This window comes from Thiothrix sp. (genome assembly GCF_028714775.1).
Classification (GTDB): domain Bacteria; phylum Pseudomonadota; class Gammaproteobacteria; order Thiotrichales; family Thiotrichaceae; genus Thiothrix.
Genome location: NZ_JAQTLS010000006.1, coordinates 179,355 through 196,913, shown reverse-complemented (window position 1 = coordinate 196,913; position 17,559 = coordinate 179,355). Strand labels below are relative to the sequence as shown.

Here is a 17,559-nt window from a genome sequence, read left to right as displayed (position 1 = left end):
GATAAGTGGCGTAGGGTATGACATTGCCCGGTGTAAAAACCGGGCAAACAGGGCAGGGGAGTCATGGTTGGCAGGCAGGGCAGGCTCCAGTGCCGCAAGCCGGAGAAGGCGCTGCATCAGTGCTGGCGACATTCTTCTTGCTGCCATTTTTAAAGTCGGTTTCGTACCAACCAGCGCCACTCAAACGGAAGGCCGCCGCCGTCACTTGCTTGCTTAATGCGGGTTGGTTGCAAGCAGGGCATTCGGTTAACGGCGCATCCGCCATTTTTTGTAAGGCTTCCAGTTCATGACCACACGAACCACATTGATAAGCGTAAATAGGCATAGAAAACCATCTCCTGAAAACAAGGAAAACTGAGTATTAGGACATGATAATAAGGATGTGATTGCCTGAATTCAATGAATCACGTTACATTGTCGCTTTTTATGGAAATGGGAGACGGCAGAAACGATGCGCAATGTATTGATTACGGGTTGCTCCAGCGGGATTGGCTATTGTGTGGCGAAAGGGCTGCGGGCACGTGGCTACCAAGTGTTTGCGTCTGCCCGCAAGCAAGAAGATGTAGAACGGCTGGAAAGCGAAGGGTTCAAGACCCTACAGCTTGACCTTGCCGACCCTGAAAGCGTGCAGGATGCCGTCTATGAGTTAATGTTACGCACTAACAGTGAGTTATACGCAGTTTTTCACAACGGGGCTTACGGGCAAGCAGGGGCGCTGGAAGACCTATCCCGCGAAGCAATGGAAAAGCAGTTTGCTGCCAACGTGTTTGGTTGGCATCAATTGACCGTCATGTTGATGCCAATTTTGCGTCAGCGCAATGAAGGGCGGATCATCTACAACAGTTCTTTACTGGGTTTCGTCGCTTTGCCGTTTCGTGGGGCTTACAATGCCAGCAAGTATGCGGTTGAAGGGATGGCGGACACCTTGCGGTTGGAATTGCAGGATACTGACATTAAAGTGTGCCTGATCGAACCAGGGCCGATTGAAAGCCGTTTCCGCGCCAATGCCCTGCAAGCACTCAAGGAACAGGTCAAGATTGACCAAAGCCCGCATCGCCAGAAATACCAAGGAGCAATACAACGCTTGGAAAAAGTAGGGCCTGCCGTCCCGTTTACGCTTCCGCCAGAAGCTGTGCTGGAAAAAGTGATCCAAGCATTGGAAAGCCCGCATCCTAAAGCGCGTTACCGGGTAACTGCTCCCAGTCACTTTCTGTGGGTGTTGAAGCGCTTGCTGCCAACCCTGTGGTTGGATAAAGTGTTACTGAAAGTATCAGGCAAAGAAAATCAATAGGTTGTAACGAATGAATGATGAATTCTTAGAATATCTGTTTTTCACCCCGAGCATTGCCGACAAGTTTATCGAAGTGCTGAAAGGGCACAATCTGGACTATACCCAGCAAACCGAACCCGTGCAAAACGCCATTGTCCTGCAAATCTCGGAAGGGGTAGATGAGGAACTATGGGACGAGTTGGATGAACTTTACGACGAACTCAGTATGGAAGACCAAGCCTTGCTGGAGCAGGGGTTTGAGGATGACGATTCCAAAAGCACCGCAGGTATCTACCTACAATTGCTCGGCGGCAAACAGACCATCGCACAAGTCAACCCCGATGTCATGAACCGTATGCTGAGTGTTATCAGTATGGATGAACTCAATGATTTCGTGGACATTATCGTGCGTAGTGTAGAGACGCCAGACGATTCACCAATCTGCAAACGCTAATCCGCCCAGAATTCTGTTTTGCACTGGCGGCATAGATAGCGTTTCTTCTGGGTAAACCATTTGATTAGGCGTGAGCGGCGTGTCCTGATAACCGCCGCTTTACTAGCGCATACGGGGCAGCAGAGTGCGGCAGCACTTGCCCTTTGTTGTAGGGCGTACCCCTGATGCAAATATGTGACAAAATAGCCTGCTGATTCCATGACAAACCACCTTCCGACATTGTTGTTCAATAACGTCCTTGTTCCTAAAGCAGAGTATAGATGCTCAAATACGAAATTGTTTGTTATTTACACAAATGTTTCTACTACCACTATAATTACATTTCACTTATATTATGTCAAATTGACATAATATGCATTATGCGAAATCAAGCAACGGCGCAAGCGCCGGGAATGGGGGCTACTCTATTGGCTTTGGAATCTCGAAACATGGATAACCGAAACTATCCTACCCCTTGGGATGGCTGGACATTCTGGGAAAACTTTCTAATCGACCCCCAAGGCAACCGCTACAGCCCCGAAATGGTCAGAGCCTCCCTTTTTGCCGCCCAACTTGCCCACGAACTGACAGGCTCACCCCTCCAGATACTCAGCCTACGGAACGAGCTAAAGAAACGCCTAAATACCCCTGCACCTGAAATAACCATTAAATGGAACGGTCAAGAAACGACCATAAAACCGCCTTTCTGGATGGCTAACTTTTCAGCATAATGCGCAAGTTTTGAACGCTTGCGGAGACCGGAAACAGCCATGGAAAGCGCCTAATAATTGCGCGGTTTCATACTGAAAGTCTCACCTATGAGACAAAGTGCCCATGTTATAAGGTACGGGCACGACACCCCCCGGCAGCTTTCCCCCCCCTTCCCTTCGCGCTGGGGCGCTACGGTTAGGGGGTACGCTTTGGGGAGTGTCAGCAGGCCGGAAACATGGCCTTGTACTTGATTACTGTAACCGCTTTCAAGATGCGGGCTTTGCCCGCGCCCAGTCTTCGCCAGACGGTCAGAGGGTGGGGCGCTATGCTTCCCACTACCCTATGGTGTTTGTTGTTGTCGTGCGTGTTGGGGTTCTGGTGCGCTTCCCGTTGGTCGCGTGTGATAGTGTGCCAACAAGTACCGTTTGACGGATTCTTGCGAATCCGACAAGCGATACTTGACGCGGTGAAGGCTTGGGGGACTGCCGCGCTACGCTTGCCCGGTTTTCAGGGCGGAAAGGCTTGGCTTTGTTCGGCTTTGGTTCCCGCGCTTCGTTTTGCTGTTGTGCTGCCCTTGGTGTTTGGTTCTTGAGGGGTTGCAGTGGTGAACGTGTTGGGGCGAACTCCGAAGACTTGCGGGGGGACTGTGACCGAAGGGCTACGCCCTTGCGCCATCCCAAACTTGCAGCCCTTGCGGGCTTAAGAGGTTGACCTTTGTAGCGTGTAGTATCATGTATCACTACTACATACTACTACACGCTACAGGTTGCTACAGATCACCGCCGACCATTACGGAAAGAGGCCGAGAACATGGCATCAAGGACAGCAGGCCGAGCCACTGGCGGGCGATCATCGGCAACAGCATCAGCGTACACCTCAGCGGACGACACACCAGCCCGCAACATTGCCCGATCTGCCAAGCGATCAGCAACGGACGTATGACCGAACAACATGATACACACGTCACGGACTTTGTAAGGCTGTTTCAGCGCCGACGCAATGACCCATAAGAACTGCCCAATAACAAACCAGCAATAGCGCCGTTTAACTTCCATCCACATGATTTTGCACCTCTTGATTAGTGTAACAACATTCAAACGCGGGTATATCCCCGTGATAGCATGACCTCTTCAATTTCTGCCAAGGCAACGGCGCGTGTTTTGCCCCACCCCTTGCACTCTTCCACCCACTTATCCACGGCGGCAGGCATACGACCACGACCAGACCATAGAACACCCTCATAGTCATAGCGAAGGGGGAAACACTTCCCGCCATGCTCAGCAACAAACGGGAAACCGGAAGGAGTGAACCATTTAAGCCCCGGAACCTCTGCTTTGATTTCTGTAACATCATTCAACATCACGGAGTTGATTGTTGTAACGGGATTCAAGACAAGGATGGGAGCAGGAGCGGGAGCCATTGAACGGAAAAACTCAGCAACGTTACCGGCCCGATACGCATCAACCAACTGTTCCACCGTAGCAACGAGCGCCAAGGGAACGCGGACAGGCTTGGAGGGTTCCGCCTTTTGTGGTCACCCTGCCCCGCTACGTTTGCCGCCGTGACCCATCGGAAGGCCGGAAAACTCAAGCTGGACGGCTTTGACTGGCTTGGGGGCTTTGGGCTTTGGGGATGATTCACACCCGGATTGCAACCCTACCAGATCAGCAACGCCGCCAAAGGTGGAGGCCGGGAGTTTTTGCTTTTTCATGTTGTTTACCTCTTGAATTACGTTACAAGATTCATCTTACAGTAACTTGTCTTACAGTAACTTGAATCCTGTTACAACAATCAAGAGACGAACGGCAAAAACCGGATTGTAGGACAATCTAAAGAAAAAACAGGGATTTTTAAGGCAGATCAGCCCCAGCGCCGAGCTGTCGCCCGGTTTTATTGTCAACATCCGGGAAGGATGGGAGAAAGTACAACCACCAAACCAAGGCAACAGAACCCGCCACCAATAAGCCAGCAACGAAGGAAACCCCAGCAACAAGATAAACGGCTTGCAGGAAATCGGCAGAGAAAGACACATTAGCGATACATTGACCCATAATAAACACCTCAAGGTTTAGCAGCGAAGGGGTTAGCCATTTGATTAGCACCCTCAAGCCCAGCAGTAACCGTAAGTTCTGCCGGATTCTGCAAAGGTTGCGGCGCTTCCTTGGGAACTTGGGAAGGCTTGCAAAAAGCGGCGGCAACTTCCCGCCCCGAGTAATAAATACTTGCTGCACAACGGTCATAAACGACAACAGCCAGACCAAAGCGGGCAGCGTTGTTTTCCTTCACGTCCACGTAATTACCTGATGGACTGGTAAAACGTATTTCATACGTTTGTTGCCCAAACCAATTACCCCAGCCGCGAAACTCAATGTCAGACCATTGAAGGAACGCTAAACGAGGAGGGAGCGGAGCAGATAACCCACCAAGACTATTATGGACAGCCAAACCAGAATTTTTATAACCGTTTGCAGGATTAGGAGCAGCAGCCAACGGAGCGGAGGGAGGAACCAACGGCGAAGAAACCGGAACAGAGCTTGCAGACTGGCTTTTAACAAAGTCAGGAGCGGGAACAACAGCGAGAACAACGAAGAGAAGAAGAAGGAGAAGGAGCAAGCCCAAAACCTTACCGTTTTTAAGAAGGCTACTCCCTGCCGTGGTATCGGTAGCTTTACCCGTGGCAGTAGATTTGTAAAGTTTAAAAACATACGGCTTTATACTCTTACGGGTGACAGAATAAAAATCTGATGGCCTACCATTGGTATCTACAGGGTGAAACCCCTCAATATAGCGACCTTTAAAAAACGAACCTAAAACAGCCAAGTTTTTATGCTTATAACCGCCCTCAGCAGCACCCCTTACAACAGGGTGTACTTTTTGAATATGGGGAGTAGTTACAACAAAATCCAAATTCTTGTGGCGATGTTTTTCAAAAGCCAATGCCAAAGTTTCAAAGGTTCCAGCTTGGGTTGCAGCATCCAGACCATTAGGAAAATTAAACTTATTTAAAGCGCTTTCCCGCATCGAACGCGGGTATATCTCTTGGATTTCGTCCAGCAGCAAAAACGCACCATTAGGAACCCAGTGAAACCACTTGCGCACCATATCCATAGTTTCACTTGACGACGTATCAAGCCAAGTGAGCCGGAACGATTCAGGAACCTTTAAGCCCTGCCCTTCCAAAACATCCCTTATATTATCCTCAGAATCCAACCCGCGAACGTTGGTTATAACGTGGCGACCTTCTAAAACGGCGGGTACAAAGTCATCCTGAACCGCACCAGATGTTTTATAAGAGCCGGGGAAACCGTGGTGAATTTTAATTGACATAGTTAAGACATAAAGGACGCAAAGCCAACAATAGAAGACATGGCAGCTATTGCCCATCTAGTAACGTAGGCAGTTACAATTAAGTGAATAAAATCCGGGATACGGAACCATAAAAGCATTGAAATTATTTGACTGTCGAAATTGGTAAAAAGGCTATCAATGTATTGCGTAACCTGTAAATCTAAAAGAATTTGCTTGGCTACGCCCCACATAAAAACAGCGGTGCTTAATTTTAATGTCCAGTAACCGACAATAATACCCGACATTAAATGCCCTAGTAATTGCTGAAACTTGGCAATTAAACCGCCGAAATTAAAAAACCAATCAAGCCAGTCAACTAGAGAGGCGATAGAAGACAGTAAGATTTCCATTTATTTCTTACCTCCTAAAATAATTAAACCAGCAATTAAAAAGCCCAAGCCATAAACGAACAACGGGATAATGCTTAACTGTTCTTCGTAATCAGCAAAACATATATTAAATGTATGGCTTTGATACAAAGGCAGATTACGCCAGCACGGAAGATGGGCAGAGCCAGAAACAGCGGGAGGATGCAAGATATTAGTAAGGTCAGCTTTCATCTGGACTCTTAGCGCGTCCATTTGGTCTTGAAGTTCCTTAACCTTTAAGTTATTAGCATTGTCATAAGCTGTATTATCGTAAGGGGTAACAGTTTTTGCAAACTTGCCAGTATCCGCACCGGGAGTCATCTTATTATTGATAGAATCAAGCCGGGATTCAATGCCGCCAGTATCAACGTTCACATCCCCGCCACCACCACCACCCGCGTTTTTAACACCATCTGAATTCAGGATTTGCCCCAAAAGCGTATTAGTTTGCCCTAGCTGGCCTGTAATGGAACCTTTTAAACCATCCACAGAGGTTTTAACACCATCAACGGATTCTTTCACCCCGCTGGTATTGGACTGAATACCGCTTAATAACCCGGTTTGTTCATCCTGTTTACCGGAAGTGGAACAGCCAGCGCCCGTTTCAGGGTTGCATTTTGCGGTTGGGTCATCTGGTGGGGTTTCCTTACAATGGCAATAAGGGGTTCCTACCAAATCGCCATCGGTTGAATTGCACTGGTTAATGTCAGCACCAGCAGCACCGCAGCCAGATTCACAAGCGGCCATAATTGGCGGGCAAGGATCAGGCTTTACGGCCTCACAGGTCAGACCGTCATAGGATAGGGAGCCATTGGAGCAGGTACACGTAAAATCGGACGGATCACCGGGAGACGTTGGAGCAGAACCAGTGGGGCATTCAACAGTATTCGAGCCAAGGCAGGCTTGCTTAAATTCATCCCCTTGGGGTATCCAATTGCCTTGTTCATCCCGACCAGACAAAGAACAATTAGGATCAGAACTAGGCGCATCAGTGCGCACCATCTGAACATGAAAGCCCTTAACGCCGCATTCACCTTCAGGGGCATCATAATAACCAGTACCCAGCGCCCAGCATTTTACCCCTGTATCCTCAGTGACGGAGCAATTCCAGCGGCTTGCATCATCAAGGGCAGCAGCACGACGAGCGCCCACGGCGGTCATTGCATCAGCGCAATCGTAAACAGTTTTTATGTGGCCTGTAACAAGGCTAGAAGAAGCAACGGCAAGGCTAGAATCGAACACCCACAGAAACGCCAACAAGCCAAGCAAGCGAGAGAAGAACACCAAAACAGAGCGTAAGCATAACATTTTCCTTTGCGTCCTTGAATGTTGTAACAGCTTTCAAGTTCCCGCCGCCATTCCGCAGGCTCCACCGCGCCGGGAACTTGAAAGCCGTCACCCCGTAGAGCGACGGCAAACCCGAAGGTTTAAACCTTGTGGATCAATTTCATGATCAAGGAAATGACGATCAGGGCAGCAACAGCAGCCAGAACATACCCTCCAACGGTCAAGGCGTTAGTTTGGGCAGTGGTGACACTGGACTGGATGTCAGTCATGTAGTCAGCGTTTGCGGCAGTAACCAGACCAGTAGCACCAGCAAAAACGCCAAAAACTTTAGCGCCGTATTTTTTCATGACATTCATGGGTTTCATGAGTTATCTCCTTAATTGATTAAACAAACATTATCTGGCTTTTCGTAATTGCGCAGCGACAAGGCCAAAGCCAAGACCTATCACCCAAAACAGGAGAACCGAGCCAAACATATAAGCGAGTAAGGACGGGTCAACCGTGTTTAAACCTAGTGGATCAGGAGCAACGGGACACGTTGATAATGTCCCGTAAGCATTATTTTCAGGCATGGTGCAGTAAACGTTACCCTGCCCAACATGGTAGGAGCCAGAAGCGGCAGAACATGCAGCTTCTGGCGTACCCTTGCATTCGGTGGATGCAAAGCCGCTAGCAAGATTAGGCGTGTAATAAAAGAAAAGGTAGCCATCTTGCGCAGCCATGATTAGCCACCAACCAAAGGCGATTTAACGCCAGACGCGGAGCCGGAAGAAGAGCCGGAAGGCTTAGTATGGTTATAAACTTGCGGGTGATTGCCTTGCAATGCCCAGAAAATAACGCCCCTGCCCTTTTCGGGAACCATATAGCCGACAGGTACAGAGATAATCTTACCAATCAAAGAATTATATTCTTGAAATAAGTCTTCGTCTTTGAGCGACAAATTAACCATTTCCGAGCGTATGGAATCATCGCGGGAAACGATGTTACACATAAGCTGCAATTGCACCTTTGCCGGAAATTCTTCACCCGTCTTTGTGTTGACAGTGGAATCCTTGAAATTGACGCGGATCAGCAAACCAGTAAAAACCAGTTGTGGAGCGGTAAAATTAAAAACTGACATATCCATGATATTGAACCTCTATTTAAGCTGCATGTAAATAATGAACGTGGCGTAATTCTTCCCACGATGTAACCGGAGTTGCTTCAAGCACTTTCTGGCGAAGTTGAACGACATTACCGCGTGATATGTCGGCATCAGAAAGGCCAGCATTGTGCAAATGCTTTAAATTCCGATACCACGTAGCTTTATTGGTAATGTCCCGCGATTTTTGCCAGCCTTCGGATTTAATCAAGCACCAGAGACTAAAAGCCGCCTTAGCTTGGGTTTCCTTGGGTGTGCCGTTTGGCTTAACATCAACGACTTTTAAAAGCCGTGCATATATATCATTTTCAGACATGATCTCTGCACCTCCAATCATTCGTGCAAAATAAGATTGCCACTCTTGTTTAAGAGTATCTGGCTTTACTTCGTGCCATTTGCACCCCGAACGCTCACGCCAGTATTGAGCGCCGAGTTTTAGTTCAAGCCGTAAAAGGCTATTTGCCAATTCCAACTTTTCCAAACTGTAAATAACGGTAGGTGTATCAATCTTTGATTTAGCCACCTGTACCATTTTATTGACCAGTTCCGCGCCTTTTGCGTAGGCTTTGCCGGAACGTAACCGCGACTTATGCGACCAGTAGACAGAATCCCCGGCTTGCTGGCTCACCCGGTAGCGCCCGCCCTCACAATCCCGCAGGATGGTTAAGGCTTGCCGGACAGCAGGGAGAGAACCTAGATACAGGTTTTCGGTAACATCAACGCGGGTTACTGACCAATCCACCACGGCGCAACCATTGGGCAGGTCAATGCCTGTATGTTGCGAGATAAACGAGATCATGCGGATAGCGCACCCGGTAAGATCAAGCGCCGCAGCAGCGCCGCAAGAAAACACATTGTCACCGTCACCCAGAACGCGGGCGGGTGAACCTTGAATGCGGATACTTGAGGCTGTGACCTGAAAGGCCAATTGATGGGAATCACTGCGAACGCTATCCCATGCGGCGGTTTCCCACTCTATGCCGCCATGCATATCAATCAACATTAGGGGTTCACCTGTTTCGCTCACCCCTACGGTAGACTTTCCGGCAGCAACACGCAGAACGCGGGCTTGCCGATCCTGCCACTTGCGCACGTCCTCAAAATCAAGGTTATCAGTGGGCAGCTTGAGGGATAGCCAGTCAATGAGCATAAAGCCCCCTTAGAACTGCATAATACAATTCAGTACGGGCGAATAGCGGTTTGCAAGTCATGCCTTGGGATGGGGGAAGGTTACGGAACGTAATCACGACGCCCGCCCTTGCCGTTCTAACTCACGGCTGACACTGGCAACGATTGCCGAGTAATCCGGTTTTTGTGCCAGCGCCAAATACTTGACGCGGGATTCTTCCAACTGGCGAAACTCGGCCTCTTGCCGTGCCTGATCCAGTTGCATTTGCCGCAGCATGTTTTGCTGTTGTTGTTGCTGGATTTGACCAACCATAAGCGCGTTCAGGTCAAGGGTATTTTCTTGTTGGGATACCTTGCCGGGTGTTTGCATCAGCAATCCATAGGAAACAACACCAATGATAATGCCCAGTAACAGGCCGATCAGAAAAGGGCTGAAACTATCCATTAGAAAGCCCCCGCAGTTTGTCTACGTGGAAATTTCCATATTGCGGAAGAGTTTGGAGCCAACCACGGAAGATCAGACCACCACGGGGCAGACTGTTGCGAAACTTTCCGGGATTCGACAATCTGGTTATCCGGGCGGTCTGAGAGGACGGAGGCCGGGACTTCTTCGAGGTAGGAGGGGAAACGGGAAAAAGCGGCTGATACTCCCTTTAAAGCCGACCAGCCGTAAAAGTTTGCCAATTCACGGGAAACGAAACCCCGCAATTGTTCTACACCCTCTGCGCCGTGGTGGGGCTGCCATGCTTCGCGGTAATAGCGTTCACGGGCGGTAGCGCTTGGGTAGGTCAAAAGGATTTTGCGTGCTAGATGCGTTAGCAGTATGCTTTGATTAGGGTTAGTTCTTACAGCTTGCATATTGTCCCCCGACAATGTGGATTAACCTTACCCCGGTAATGCCCGGAAGGGTTGGGGAGGTAGCTAGCCTCCCCGTGCCGGGGGATTTAGGCTACATCAGTAGACCTAATGCAAACTATAGACTACGGACGTAGACCATTCAAGGGGTAAGCCATGAAAACAGAACAATTGCTAGACGCGGCAAGGGAAAAATTAGGGTTATCCAGTGATTACGCCCTAGCGAAAGCCATAGGCGTAGGAAAGGGAAGAATAGGGCATTACCGGACAGGGCTTAGGAAGCCGGACGAACAGGCATGTTTTCAGCTTGCGGAGATTCTCGAAATTGAACCCGCAGCAGTAATAGCGGCGGTAAGGCTGGAAGGGGAACGGGAACCGGGAAAAGTCGAATTCTGGAAACGGCAGGCAGCACGGTACGCAACCAGCGCCGGGGTAGTGGCTACCCTACTGGCTGGAAACGCTCAGGCGCAAAATCTGGGATATGCTGCACCGCACGGAAATTTCACCCCCTATGCATTATGCGAAATTAAGAAAGGAGAGAAGAGTGCGTAGATGGCATTCCCCCATCCTTTCATCTGTCGTTAGTAAGCTGGGTTTAGGGCTGGTTGTTTGACCAGTTCGCCAAGGATTTCTTCCAAGAACTGTTTGATGCGGGCGCGATGCTCACCCGTAAATTGCAGGCCAATGCCGGGACTCGTTCCGCGATGCCCCATGCCGGTGGAAATCCAGATGACACGCCCGGGGATCAGTAGTTTCTTGCCTTCTTCCACTAAGCGTAGTTGCAGGATAACTTCATCGTGCAGGCCAAAGCGCTGGGTGGTAGGCACAAAGATACCCCCGTCTTTGATAAACGGCATGTAGCTGGCATGTAAAGCAGATTTGTCAGCAATTGCTACTGAAATGCTGTTCGTGCTTCTCTCCGTGCCATTGTGCGCGAGTGGCTGTACGTCCATCACCCTCCTTTAACTAACCTTCCCCTGTGGAACATCATCATACTATCAATGCGTTGCCTTCCATAACATTAACATGGATTCAACGAACAGGCGCGGATTAAGTGGGTGGGTCGCGAGCTTTTTGAGTTCAAGTAATTTCTCATGTATTGCCCATAATTTTTGTTCACCGACCCCACCTTTGCGTATGGTCTGCAACTCTACCGGGAAAGATGCAGGCTGCTGCGGTAACTGTTCCTGTTTCGCTAAAGCGTGCAGGCAATCCAACTGCCAATTGAGCAGCAGGGTTTTGTCATACTTTTCCCAGTGCGCCGAAATTTCAGTGATATTGCCCTCCCCTTGCGCCAACTGGCCTAAATGGTGCAACCATTGCCTGTGTTGTGCGAGAGTGTCGGTCGAATCCAATTCCAGCGCTTCCAACGGTCTGCCGTGTGCTGCTGCCAGTAATGTTTCCGCAGGGTGTTGCAAGGTTTGTTGTTGCAACCACGCGAGCGCCATCTCTGGTGCTGGTAATGGCAGGCGCATTTCTTGGCAACGGCTACGGATGGTGGGCAATAGCGCGGCAGGATGTGCCGTCAGCAACAAGATATGGGTATTCGGCGCGGGTTCTTCCAGTGATTTAAGCAAGCTGTTGGCGGCATTGATATTCATGCGCTCTGCCGGGACAATCGTAACGACCCTGTTGGGGCTGTAACTGCGGCTCAGGCCAAGAAAGTAATTCAACTCACGGATTTGCTCGATCAGGATTGCCTGCCGCTCTTCCTGCAAGCTCACAGCAGCGAAATCGGGGTGCGCCTGTGCGCCAAACACTTGGCAGCTACGGCATTGCCCACACGCCATTCCATCGCCACTAGGATTCAAACACAGCAGGCTTTTAGCCAAAGTTTGCAGGAAGTCCGTGTTACCGCAGCCATCTTCGCCCGTAAACAACAAGGCGTGGGGCAAGTGCTTGTCTTGCCGCGCCCGCTGCACGGATTCCCACAAGCTAGCTTGCCACGGGTAAATCATGCAACCTCTTCCGTCGTCAGAATACGCTCAAGAAGCTGCTCCAATTGCGCCCTAACCTGCTCCAACGTTTGCCCTGCATCTATCTGCGGGTAGCGGGCGGGTGCAGCCTCAGCACGTGCTTGATAACCATTGCGAATACGTGCGAAAAAGTCGGCATGTTCTTGCTCGAAACGGTCAGCCTGCCCCCGCGCTTGGGCACGTGCCATACCCGTTGCCACATCAAGGTCAAACAGGATGACGTAATCGGGGCATAAATCACCTTGCACCCACGTTTCCAACTCAGCAATGCGCTGCAAGGAAATGCCGCGCCCGTAGCCCTGATAGGCATAAGTAGCATCAGTGAAGCGGTCGCAGATGACCCATGTGCCCTGCCCCAACGCTGGCAGGATTTTTTTCTGCAAGTGTTCATTGCGGGCGGCAAACATCAACAGCAATTCGGTATCGGAATTCATCCCCGGTAACTCCGGCGACAGCAACACCCCACGGATAGCTTCGGCAACTTCGGTTCCGCCCGGTTCGCGCGTCACCAGCACGGTTTTGCCTTTAGCCCGCAGGTAATCGGCAATCCACTGGGCATTAGTACTTTTACCCGCACCTTCGCCGCCTTCCAGTGTGATGAATTTTCCGCGTTCCATTGTGCCTACTCCTTGGCTTTATCCCGATTCAAAATGTATTGCTGCACCGCGCGATTGTGTTCGTCCAACGTTGCCGAAAAATGCGAAGCAGCGCCCGGTGCTGTCGCCACGAAATAGAGCACATCACTGCTGGCGGGATGCATTACCGCATCAATCGCAGCCTTACTCGGCGTGGCAATTGGCGTCGGCGGCAAACCAGTGCGGGTGTAAGTGTTATACGGCGTATCCGTTGTCAGATCGGTTTTGCGGATGTTGCCGTCGTATTTGTCGCCAATGCCGTAAATCACCGTCGGGTCGGTTTGCAACATCATGCCCTTCGCCAGCCGGTTAAGAAATACGCGGGCAATCAGCGGGCGCTCTTCCGGTAAGCCCGTTTCTTTTTCCACGATGGACGCCAAGATCAGCGCATCATACGGAGTTTTGATGTAGGGGGTAGGTTCGCGCCCATCCCAAGCCTTTTGCAAATAAGTCTGCATCGCTTTGTAACTACGTTGCAGGAACTCAAGGTCGGTACTCTTACGCGGGAAATTGTAGGTATCGGGGAAGAACCAGCCTTCCGGTGACATGCCTGCCTGTGCACCGAGTTTCGGCATGATATTGGCGTAATCGGCATCCGCTAGGGTCTGTACCAAGGTTGGATGACTGCGGACGCTAGCCATGATGTCTTTGAAAGTTTTGCCGTCAATGATACCAAGCTGGTATTGCAAGGTTTGCCCGGAAACCAGCTTTTTCAGCACATCATCCGGTTTCATGCCCGCTTCCAGCTTGTATTCGCCCGCCTTGAGCTTATCGGACATTTCGGTGATACGCGCATGGACAAGAAACAGCAAACTCTGTTGCACAACGCCTTGCGCTTGCAACTGCCCTGCGACCTGACGCGCATTGCTGCCCGCTTTGACCTCGAAAATTTCGTTAGCGGCAGTGACTGTGACCGGCGTTTCCAGAAAAGTAGTGTATTGGTACCAGAACAGAAAACCCGCTGTCACAACGCCCGTTGCCAACAGAAAACCCAGTAGTTTGGAAACCAGTTTCATGTAATTGTCTTAACCCTTGTTTGCAGTACCTGAACCAGTGGCGGTATGTTGTAAGTTTTTCCTTGAAACTCGCGCACAGGCCATAGGCCAATCAGTGAGTTGGTCATGAACAGCGCGGTTGCTGTTCTGATCGCTTCCAGTTTCAGGGGGCGAATGTGGCACTCAATGCCCAATTCCGCAAGAGTTTGAATAATAAATCGCCGCATGACACCGGCGATCCCACACTGGGACAGGTCGGGCGTGCAGACGCTGCCATCAGCTTGCACCACAAACAGGTTACTCATTGTACCTTCGATGACGTTTCCAGCGTAATCACGCACCAAGCCTTCCTGAAAATCTGCGCCAAACTCGGCACGTGCCAAGACCTGCTCCAAACGGTTCAAGTGCTTGAAACCCGCTAAGCGCGGTTGATGCGCCAACGCGGTTTCGCACAACGTTAAGCAGATACCTTGAGTGGCGTAACCCGGCGGGTAAGTTGCCGCATCGCTCAGTTGTATAATACGGGTACATTCCCCAGCAGATTGCGGGTTGTAGCCGCGCACTCCCCTGCCGCGCGTAATAATTAGCTTAAGGATGCCGTTTTCTTTGAGTGTGCAGGCAGCATGAATTTCCATGATAAATTGCGTCATATCGGGCGGCGTGATGGACAATGCCTGTAAACCTTGCTGGAGGCGCTTCAGGTGCCAATCAAGCAATATTGGCAGGCAATCATTGATGCAAAGGGTTTCCCATACGCCATCACCGTACAACAAGCCCCGGTCAGTGACAGGTAGATGGTCGGTAATGATCCCGTTAACCCAAATCATGGCCTAACGCCCTGAGCAGGCCACGCGCTTTGTGGCGGGTTTCCTTGAGTTCGTTGTCTGCGATGGAATCCATCACGATGCCAGCACCCGTGCGGAATTTGAGGTGCTTGCCCGCCAACGTCATGGTGCGGATAAGGATATTCAAATCCATATCGCCGTTGTGGTTCAGGTAGCCGACTGAGCCGGTGTAAGCCCCCCTGCCCGTCTGTTCCAGTTCCGCGATGATTTCCATGCAGCGTACTTTGGGGCAGCCGGTAATTGTGCCACCGGGAAAGACCGCACGGATCACTTGCCCCGGTGTTATCCCGGCTTGCAGTTTACCGCGCACGTTGGAAACGATGTGGTGAACGTGTTGGTAGCTTTCCACCACCATCAATTCGTCCACCTTGACCGTACCATAGTCGCAAATACGCCCTAGATCATTGCGTTCAAGGTCGATCAGCATAATGTGTTCGGCACGTTCTTTGGGATGGGCAATCAGCTCTTCCAGCAGTGCTTGGTCGCGGGCAGGATCGTCACCGCGTGGGCGTGTCCCGGCAATCGGGCGGGTATCCACCCAGCCATCTTGTACCCTGACTAAACGTTCTGGTGATGAACTGATGACGGCAAATTCACCGAAATCGGCAAGGCAGGCAAACGGCGCTGGATTGGTACGGCGCAATTGCCGGTAGAGGTCAGCGCTGTGTACGGATGGCAAATCCCCTTGCCATGCTCGCGACAGGTTGACTTGGAATACGTCACCGGCGGCGATGTAATCGCGGATACGGTCAACGCCAGCGGTGAATTGGGCGGGAGGGTCTTCGGATAGGGAAACCCCTCCTAGCCTCCCCTTATCAGGGGAGGGACAAGAGACGTTTCTCTCCATATCCTCAAGCACTACCGCAAATTCCGCTTCAAATCCCGTTTCCGCCAGTACCACCGTTTCGTTCTGGTGATGATCAACAATAACTGCCACGGGAATCCGTACTGCCAAGGCAATCGGCAAACCATCACCCTCTACGGGAAGTTGCAACGTCGGCTCCAATTGCCCCGCCAACTCATAAGCAAGGTATAAGAACCACCCGCCCCGGAATGGCAGTTCCTGTCCGAGGCGGCTAGGAGGGGTTTCTTTCCAAGTCGCATCTAACCGCCCACAAAAACTTTCCTCATCCAAATCATCCAGACGCAAGGTTTCCTGCGGGAACGCAAACAGCAGGCTGTAACGGGCATGGGGGGAGGTAACGACGCTTTCCAGCAGGAAAGGATAACGGGCGGGGTCTTGTTCATGCAGGGCGAGCAAATCATGCCCGCCCTTAAAGGTTTGCTTATGCAATCAAAGTTTCTTGAAAATCAACGTCCCGTTTGTGCCGCCGAAGCCGAAAGAGTTGCTCATGGCAACATCCACGCGGGTTTCGCGGGCAACGTTAGGAACATAGTCCAGATCACATTCAGGGTCTTGGTTTTGCATATTGATGGTCGGTGGCAGTATCTGGTCACGGATAGCCAGCACGCTGAATACCGCTTCAATACCGCCCGCTGCACCCAGCAAGTGCCCGGTCATGGATTTGGTGGAACTGACCGCCACTTTGTAAGCATGGTCGCCCAGCGCACGCTTGACCGCCATGGTTTCAGCCTTATCACCCGCCGGAGTGGAAGTACCGTGCGCATTGACGTAATCAATGTCAGAGGCATTCAAGCCCGCGTCTTTCATGGCATTGACCATGCAACGTGCCGCACCTTCGCCACCTTCGGACGGGGTGGTCATGTGGTAAGCATCGCTGCTCATGCCATAACCAACCAATTCGCAGTAAATGCGTGCACCACGTTTTTTGGCGAATTCGTACTCTTCCAGCACCAGTACGCCTGCCCCGTCACCGAGTACGAAACCGTCACGGTCAACGTCCCACGGGCGGCTCGCCGCTTCTGGGTCATCATTACGGGTAGAAAGCGCACGGGCGGCAGCAAAACCACCAATACCCAACGGGGTTGACCCCATTTCCGCACCACCAGCAATCATGACATCGGCATCGCCGTAAGAAATCATGCGGGCAGCATCGCCGATACTGTGGGTAGCCGTCGCACACGCAGATACGATGGACATATTTGGCCCTTTGAGGCCGTACATGATGGAAAGGTTGCCCGCCACCATGTTGATAATGCTTGCAGGGACAAAGAACGGGGAAATCTTACGTGCCCCACCGCTCAGGAACGTGGCGTAGTTACGTTCAATGGTATCCAGACCACCGATACCGGAACCCATCAATACACCAATGCGTTCGGCATTGTCTTCGGTCACTTCCAGCCCAGAGTCGCGAATCGCTTCGACACCCGCACCGATCCCATAATGGATAAATTTATCCATTTTTTTCTGGTCTTTCGGTTTGATGTAATCGTCAGCATTGAAACCTTTGACATTACCGGCGATTTTCACGCTGAACGTACTGGTGTCAAACAGGTCAGGACTGATGCGGTTGATACCGCTGCGGCCTGCTTTAATGTTGTCCCATGCTGCTTCCAGCTTGGAACCGACAGGCGAAACAATCCCCAAACCTGTCACTACTACACGTCGCTTAGACAAATGAATGCCCCCATCGTTGATTCTTAAG

25 protein-coding genes are annotated in these 17,559 nt (G+C 50.9%); 4 read left to right on the top strand and 21 right to left on the bottom strand.

Annotated features, from left to right (window positions below):
• Positions 1-61: 61 nt before the first annotated feature.
• A complete protein-coding gene (locus PHE17_RS07390; protein ID WP_301015186.1) occupies positions 62-325 on the bottom strand; it encodes an FmdB family zinc ribbon protein in 264 nt (87 codons plus the stop codon).
• A 126-nt stretch (positions 326-451) separates the two neighbouring features.
• Between PHE17_RS07390 and PHE17_RS07385 the strand changes: the two genes are divergently transcribed.
• From PHE17_RS07385 to PHE17_RS07375, 3 genes are all read left to right on the top strand, one after another.
• Positions 452-1,291 carry an SDR family oxidoreductase gene (locus tag PHE17_RS07385; protein ID WP_301015185.1) on the top strand — a complete coding sequence of 280 codons (840 nt, stop codon included), beginning with the start codon at positions 452-454 and terminating at the stop codon, positions 1,289-1,291.
• A 10-nt stretch (positions 1,292-1,301) separates the two neighbouring features.
• Entirely contained in the window at positions 1,302-1,724 is a 423-nt protein-coding gene (locus PHE17_RS07380; RefSeq protein ID WP_301015184.1) for a hypothetical protein, read from the top strand.
• A 428-nt stretch (positions 1,725-2,152) separates the two neighbouring features.
• Positions 2,153-2,434, top strand: coding sequence for a DUF3653 domain-containing protein (locus PHE17_RS07375; protein WP_301015183.1), 282 nt, complete (start codon positions 2,153-2,155; stop codon positions 2,432-2,434).
• A gap of 756 nt (positions 2,435-3,190) precedes the next feature.
• On the opposite strand, the gene PHE17_RS07370 is transcribed toward PHE17_RS07375, so the two are convergent.
• The 13 genes from PHE17_RS07370 to PHE17_RS07310 form a co-directional block, all read right to left on the bottom strand.
• Positions 3,191-3,475 carry a hypothetical protein gene (locus tag PHE17_RS07370; protein ID WP_301015182.1) on the bottom strand — a complete coding sequence of 95 codons (285 nt, stop codon included), beginning with the start codon at positions 3,473-3,475 and terminating at the stop codon, positions 3,191-3,193.
• Positions 3,476-3,507: 32 nt separating this feature from the next.
• Complete coding sequence (locus PHE17_RS07365) at positions 3,508-3,891, bottom strand: hypothetical protein (RefSeq protein ID WP_301015181.1); 384 nt, start codon at positions 3,889-3,891, stop codon at positions 3,508-3,510.
• A gap of 57 nt (positions 3,892-3,948) precedes the next feature.
• Entirely contained in the window at positions 3,949-4,125 is a 177-nt protein-coding gene (locus tag PHE17_RS07360; protein ID WP_301015180.1) for a hypothetical protein, read from the bottom strand.
• 139 nt (positions 4,126-4,264) lie between these two features.
• Entirely contained in the window at positions 4,265-4,465 is a 201-nt protein-coding gene (locus PHE17_RS07355) for a hypothetical protein (protein ID WP_301015179.1), read from the bottom strand.
• 10 nt (positions 4,466-4,475) lie between these two features.
• On the bottom strand, positions 4,476-5,741 hold the full coding sequence (locus PHE17_RS07350) for a zonular occludens toxin domain-containing protein (RefSeq protein WP_301015178.1): 1,266 nt from the start codon (positions 5,739-5,741) through the stop codon (positions 4,476-4,478).
• Between the two features lie 2 nt (positions 5,742-5,743).
• On the bottom strand, positions 5,744-6,112 hold the full coding sequence (locus tag PHE17_RS07345; protein WP_301015177.1) for a DUF2523 family protein: 369 nt from the start codon (positions 6,110-6,112) through the stop codon (positions 5,744-5,746).
• The gene (locus tag PHE17_RS07340) at positions 6,113-7,438 is read right to left on the bottom strand and encodes a hypothetical protein (protein ID WP_301015176.1); all 1,326 of its coding nucleotides are present in this window, start codon (positions 7,436-7,438) and stop codon (positions 6,113-6,115) included.
• 119 nt (positions 7,439-7,557) lie between these two features.
• Positions 7,558-7,782, bottom strand: coding sequence for a major capsid protein (locus PHE17_RS07335; RefSeq protein ID WP_301015175.1), 225 nt, complete (start codon positions 7,780-7,782; stop codon positions 7,558-7,560).
• 30 nt (positions 7,783-7,812) lie between these two features.
• Positions 7,813-8,139, bottom strand: coding sequence for a hypothetical protein (locus PHE17_RS07330; RefSeq protein WP_301015174.1), 327 nt, complete (start codon positions 8,137-8,139; stop codon positions 7,813-7,815).
• Positions 8,140-8,141: 2 nt separating this feature from the next.
• Complete coding sequence (locus tag PHE17_RS07325) at positions 8,142-8,543, bottom strand: hypothetical protein (protein ID WP_301015173.1); 402 nt, start codon at positions 8,541-8,543, stop codon at positions 8,142-8,144.
• Positions 8,544-8,559: 16 nt separating this feature from the next.
• Positions 8,560-9,708: a phage/plasmid replication protein, II/X family gene (locus PHE17_RS07320; RefSeq protein ID WP_363320087.1), complete on the bottom strand. Its 1,149-nt coding sequence runs from the start codon at positions 9,706-9,708 to the stop codon at positions 8,560-8,562.
• A 93-nt stretch (positions 9,709-9,801) separates the two neighbouring features.
• Positions 9,802-10,131: a hypothetical protein gene (locus tag PHE17_RS07315; protein WP_301015171.1), complete on the bottom strand. Its 330-nt coding sequence runs from the start codon at positions 10,129-10,131 to the stop codon at positions 9,802-9,804.
• The gene (locus tag PHE17_RS07310; protein ID WP_301015170.1) at positions 10,131-10,478 is read right to left on the bottom strand and encodes a hypothetical protein; all 348 of its coding nucleotides are present in this window, start codon (positions 10,476-10,478) and stop codon (positions 10,131-10,133) included. The genes PHE17_RS07315 and PHE17_RS07310 overlap by 1 nt, the downstream gene beginning before the upstream one ends.
• 219 nt (positions 10,479-10,697) lie before the next feature.
• Here PHE17_RS07310 and PHE17_RS07305 point away from each other — a divergent pair, with 219 nt between their 5' ends.
• Positions 10,698-11,093, top strand: a complete 396-nt coding sequence (locus PHE17_RS07305) for a helix-turn-helix transcriptional regulator (RefSeq protein WP_301015169.1) — start codon at positions 10,698-10,700, stop codon at positions 11,091-11,093.
• A 29-nt stretch (positions 11,094-11,122) separates the two neighbouring features.
• Here the strand turns inward: PHE17_RS07305 and PHE17_RS07300 are convergent, their stop codons facing one another.
• From PHE17_RS07300 to fabF, 7 genes are read right to left on the bottom strand one after another with little or no spacing between them, the layout of a single operon-like run.
• Complete coding sequence (locus PHE17_RS07300) at positions 11,123-11,494, bottom strand: PilZ domain-containing protein (RefSeq protein ID WP_301015168.1); 372 nt, start codon at positions 11,492-11,494, stop codon at positions 11,123-11,125.
• Positions 11,495-11,539: 45 nt separating this feature from the next.
• Positions 11,540-12,499: a DNA polymerase III subunit delta' gene (gene holB, locus PHE17_RS07295; protein ID WP_301015167.1), complete on the bottom strand. Its 960-nt coding sequence runs from the start codon at positions 12,497-12,499 to the stop codon at positions 11,540-11,542.
• Positions 12,496-13,134, bottom strand: coding sequence for a dTMP kinase (gene tmk / locus PHE17_RS07290; protein WP_301015166.1), 639 nt, complete (start codon positions 13,132-13,134; stop codon positions 12,496-12,498). Before tmk ends, holB begins: the two co-directional genes overlap by 4 nt.
• Before the next feature lie 5 nt (positions 13,135-13,139).
• Positions 13,140-14,168: an endolytic transglycosylase MltG gene (gene mltG / locus PHE17_RS07285; protein ID WP_301015165.1), complete on the bottom strand. Its 1,029-nt coding sequence runs from the start codon at positions 14,166-14,168 to the stop codon at positions 13,140-13,142.
• A complete protein-coding gene (gene pabC, locus PHE17_RS07280; RefSeq protein ID WP_301015164.1) occupies positions 14,165-14,974 on the bottom strand; it encodes an aminodeoxychorismate lyase in 810 nt (269 codons plus the stop codon). Before pabC ends, mltG begins: the two co-directional genes overlap by 4 nt.
• Entirely contained in the window at positions 14,961-16,286 is a 1,326-nt protein-coding gene (locus tag PHE17_RS07275) for an aminodeoxychorismate synthase component I (protein ID WP_301015163.1), read from the bottom strand. Before PHE17_RS07275 ends, pabC begins: the two co-directional genes overlap by 14 nt.
• Complete coding sequence (fabF, locus tag PHE17_RS07270; protein WP_301015162.1) at positions 16,287-17,531, bottom strand: beta-ketoacyl-ACP synthase II; 1,245 nt, start codon at positions 17,529-17,531, stop codon at positions 16,287-16,289.
• Positions 17,532-17,559 lie beyond the last annotated feature (28 nt).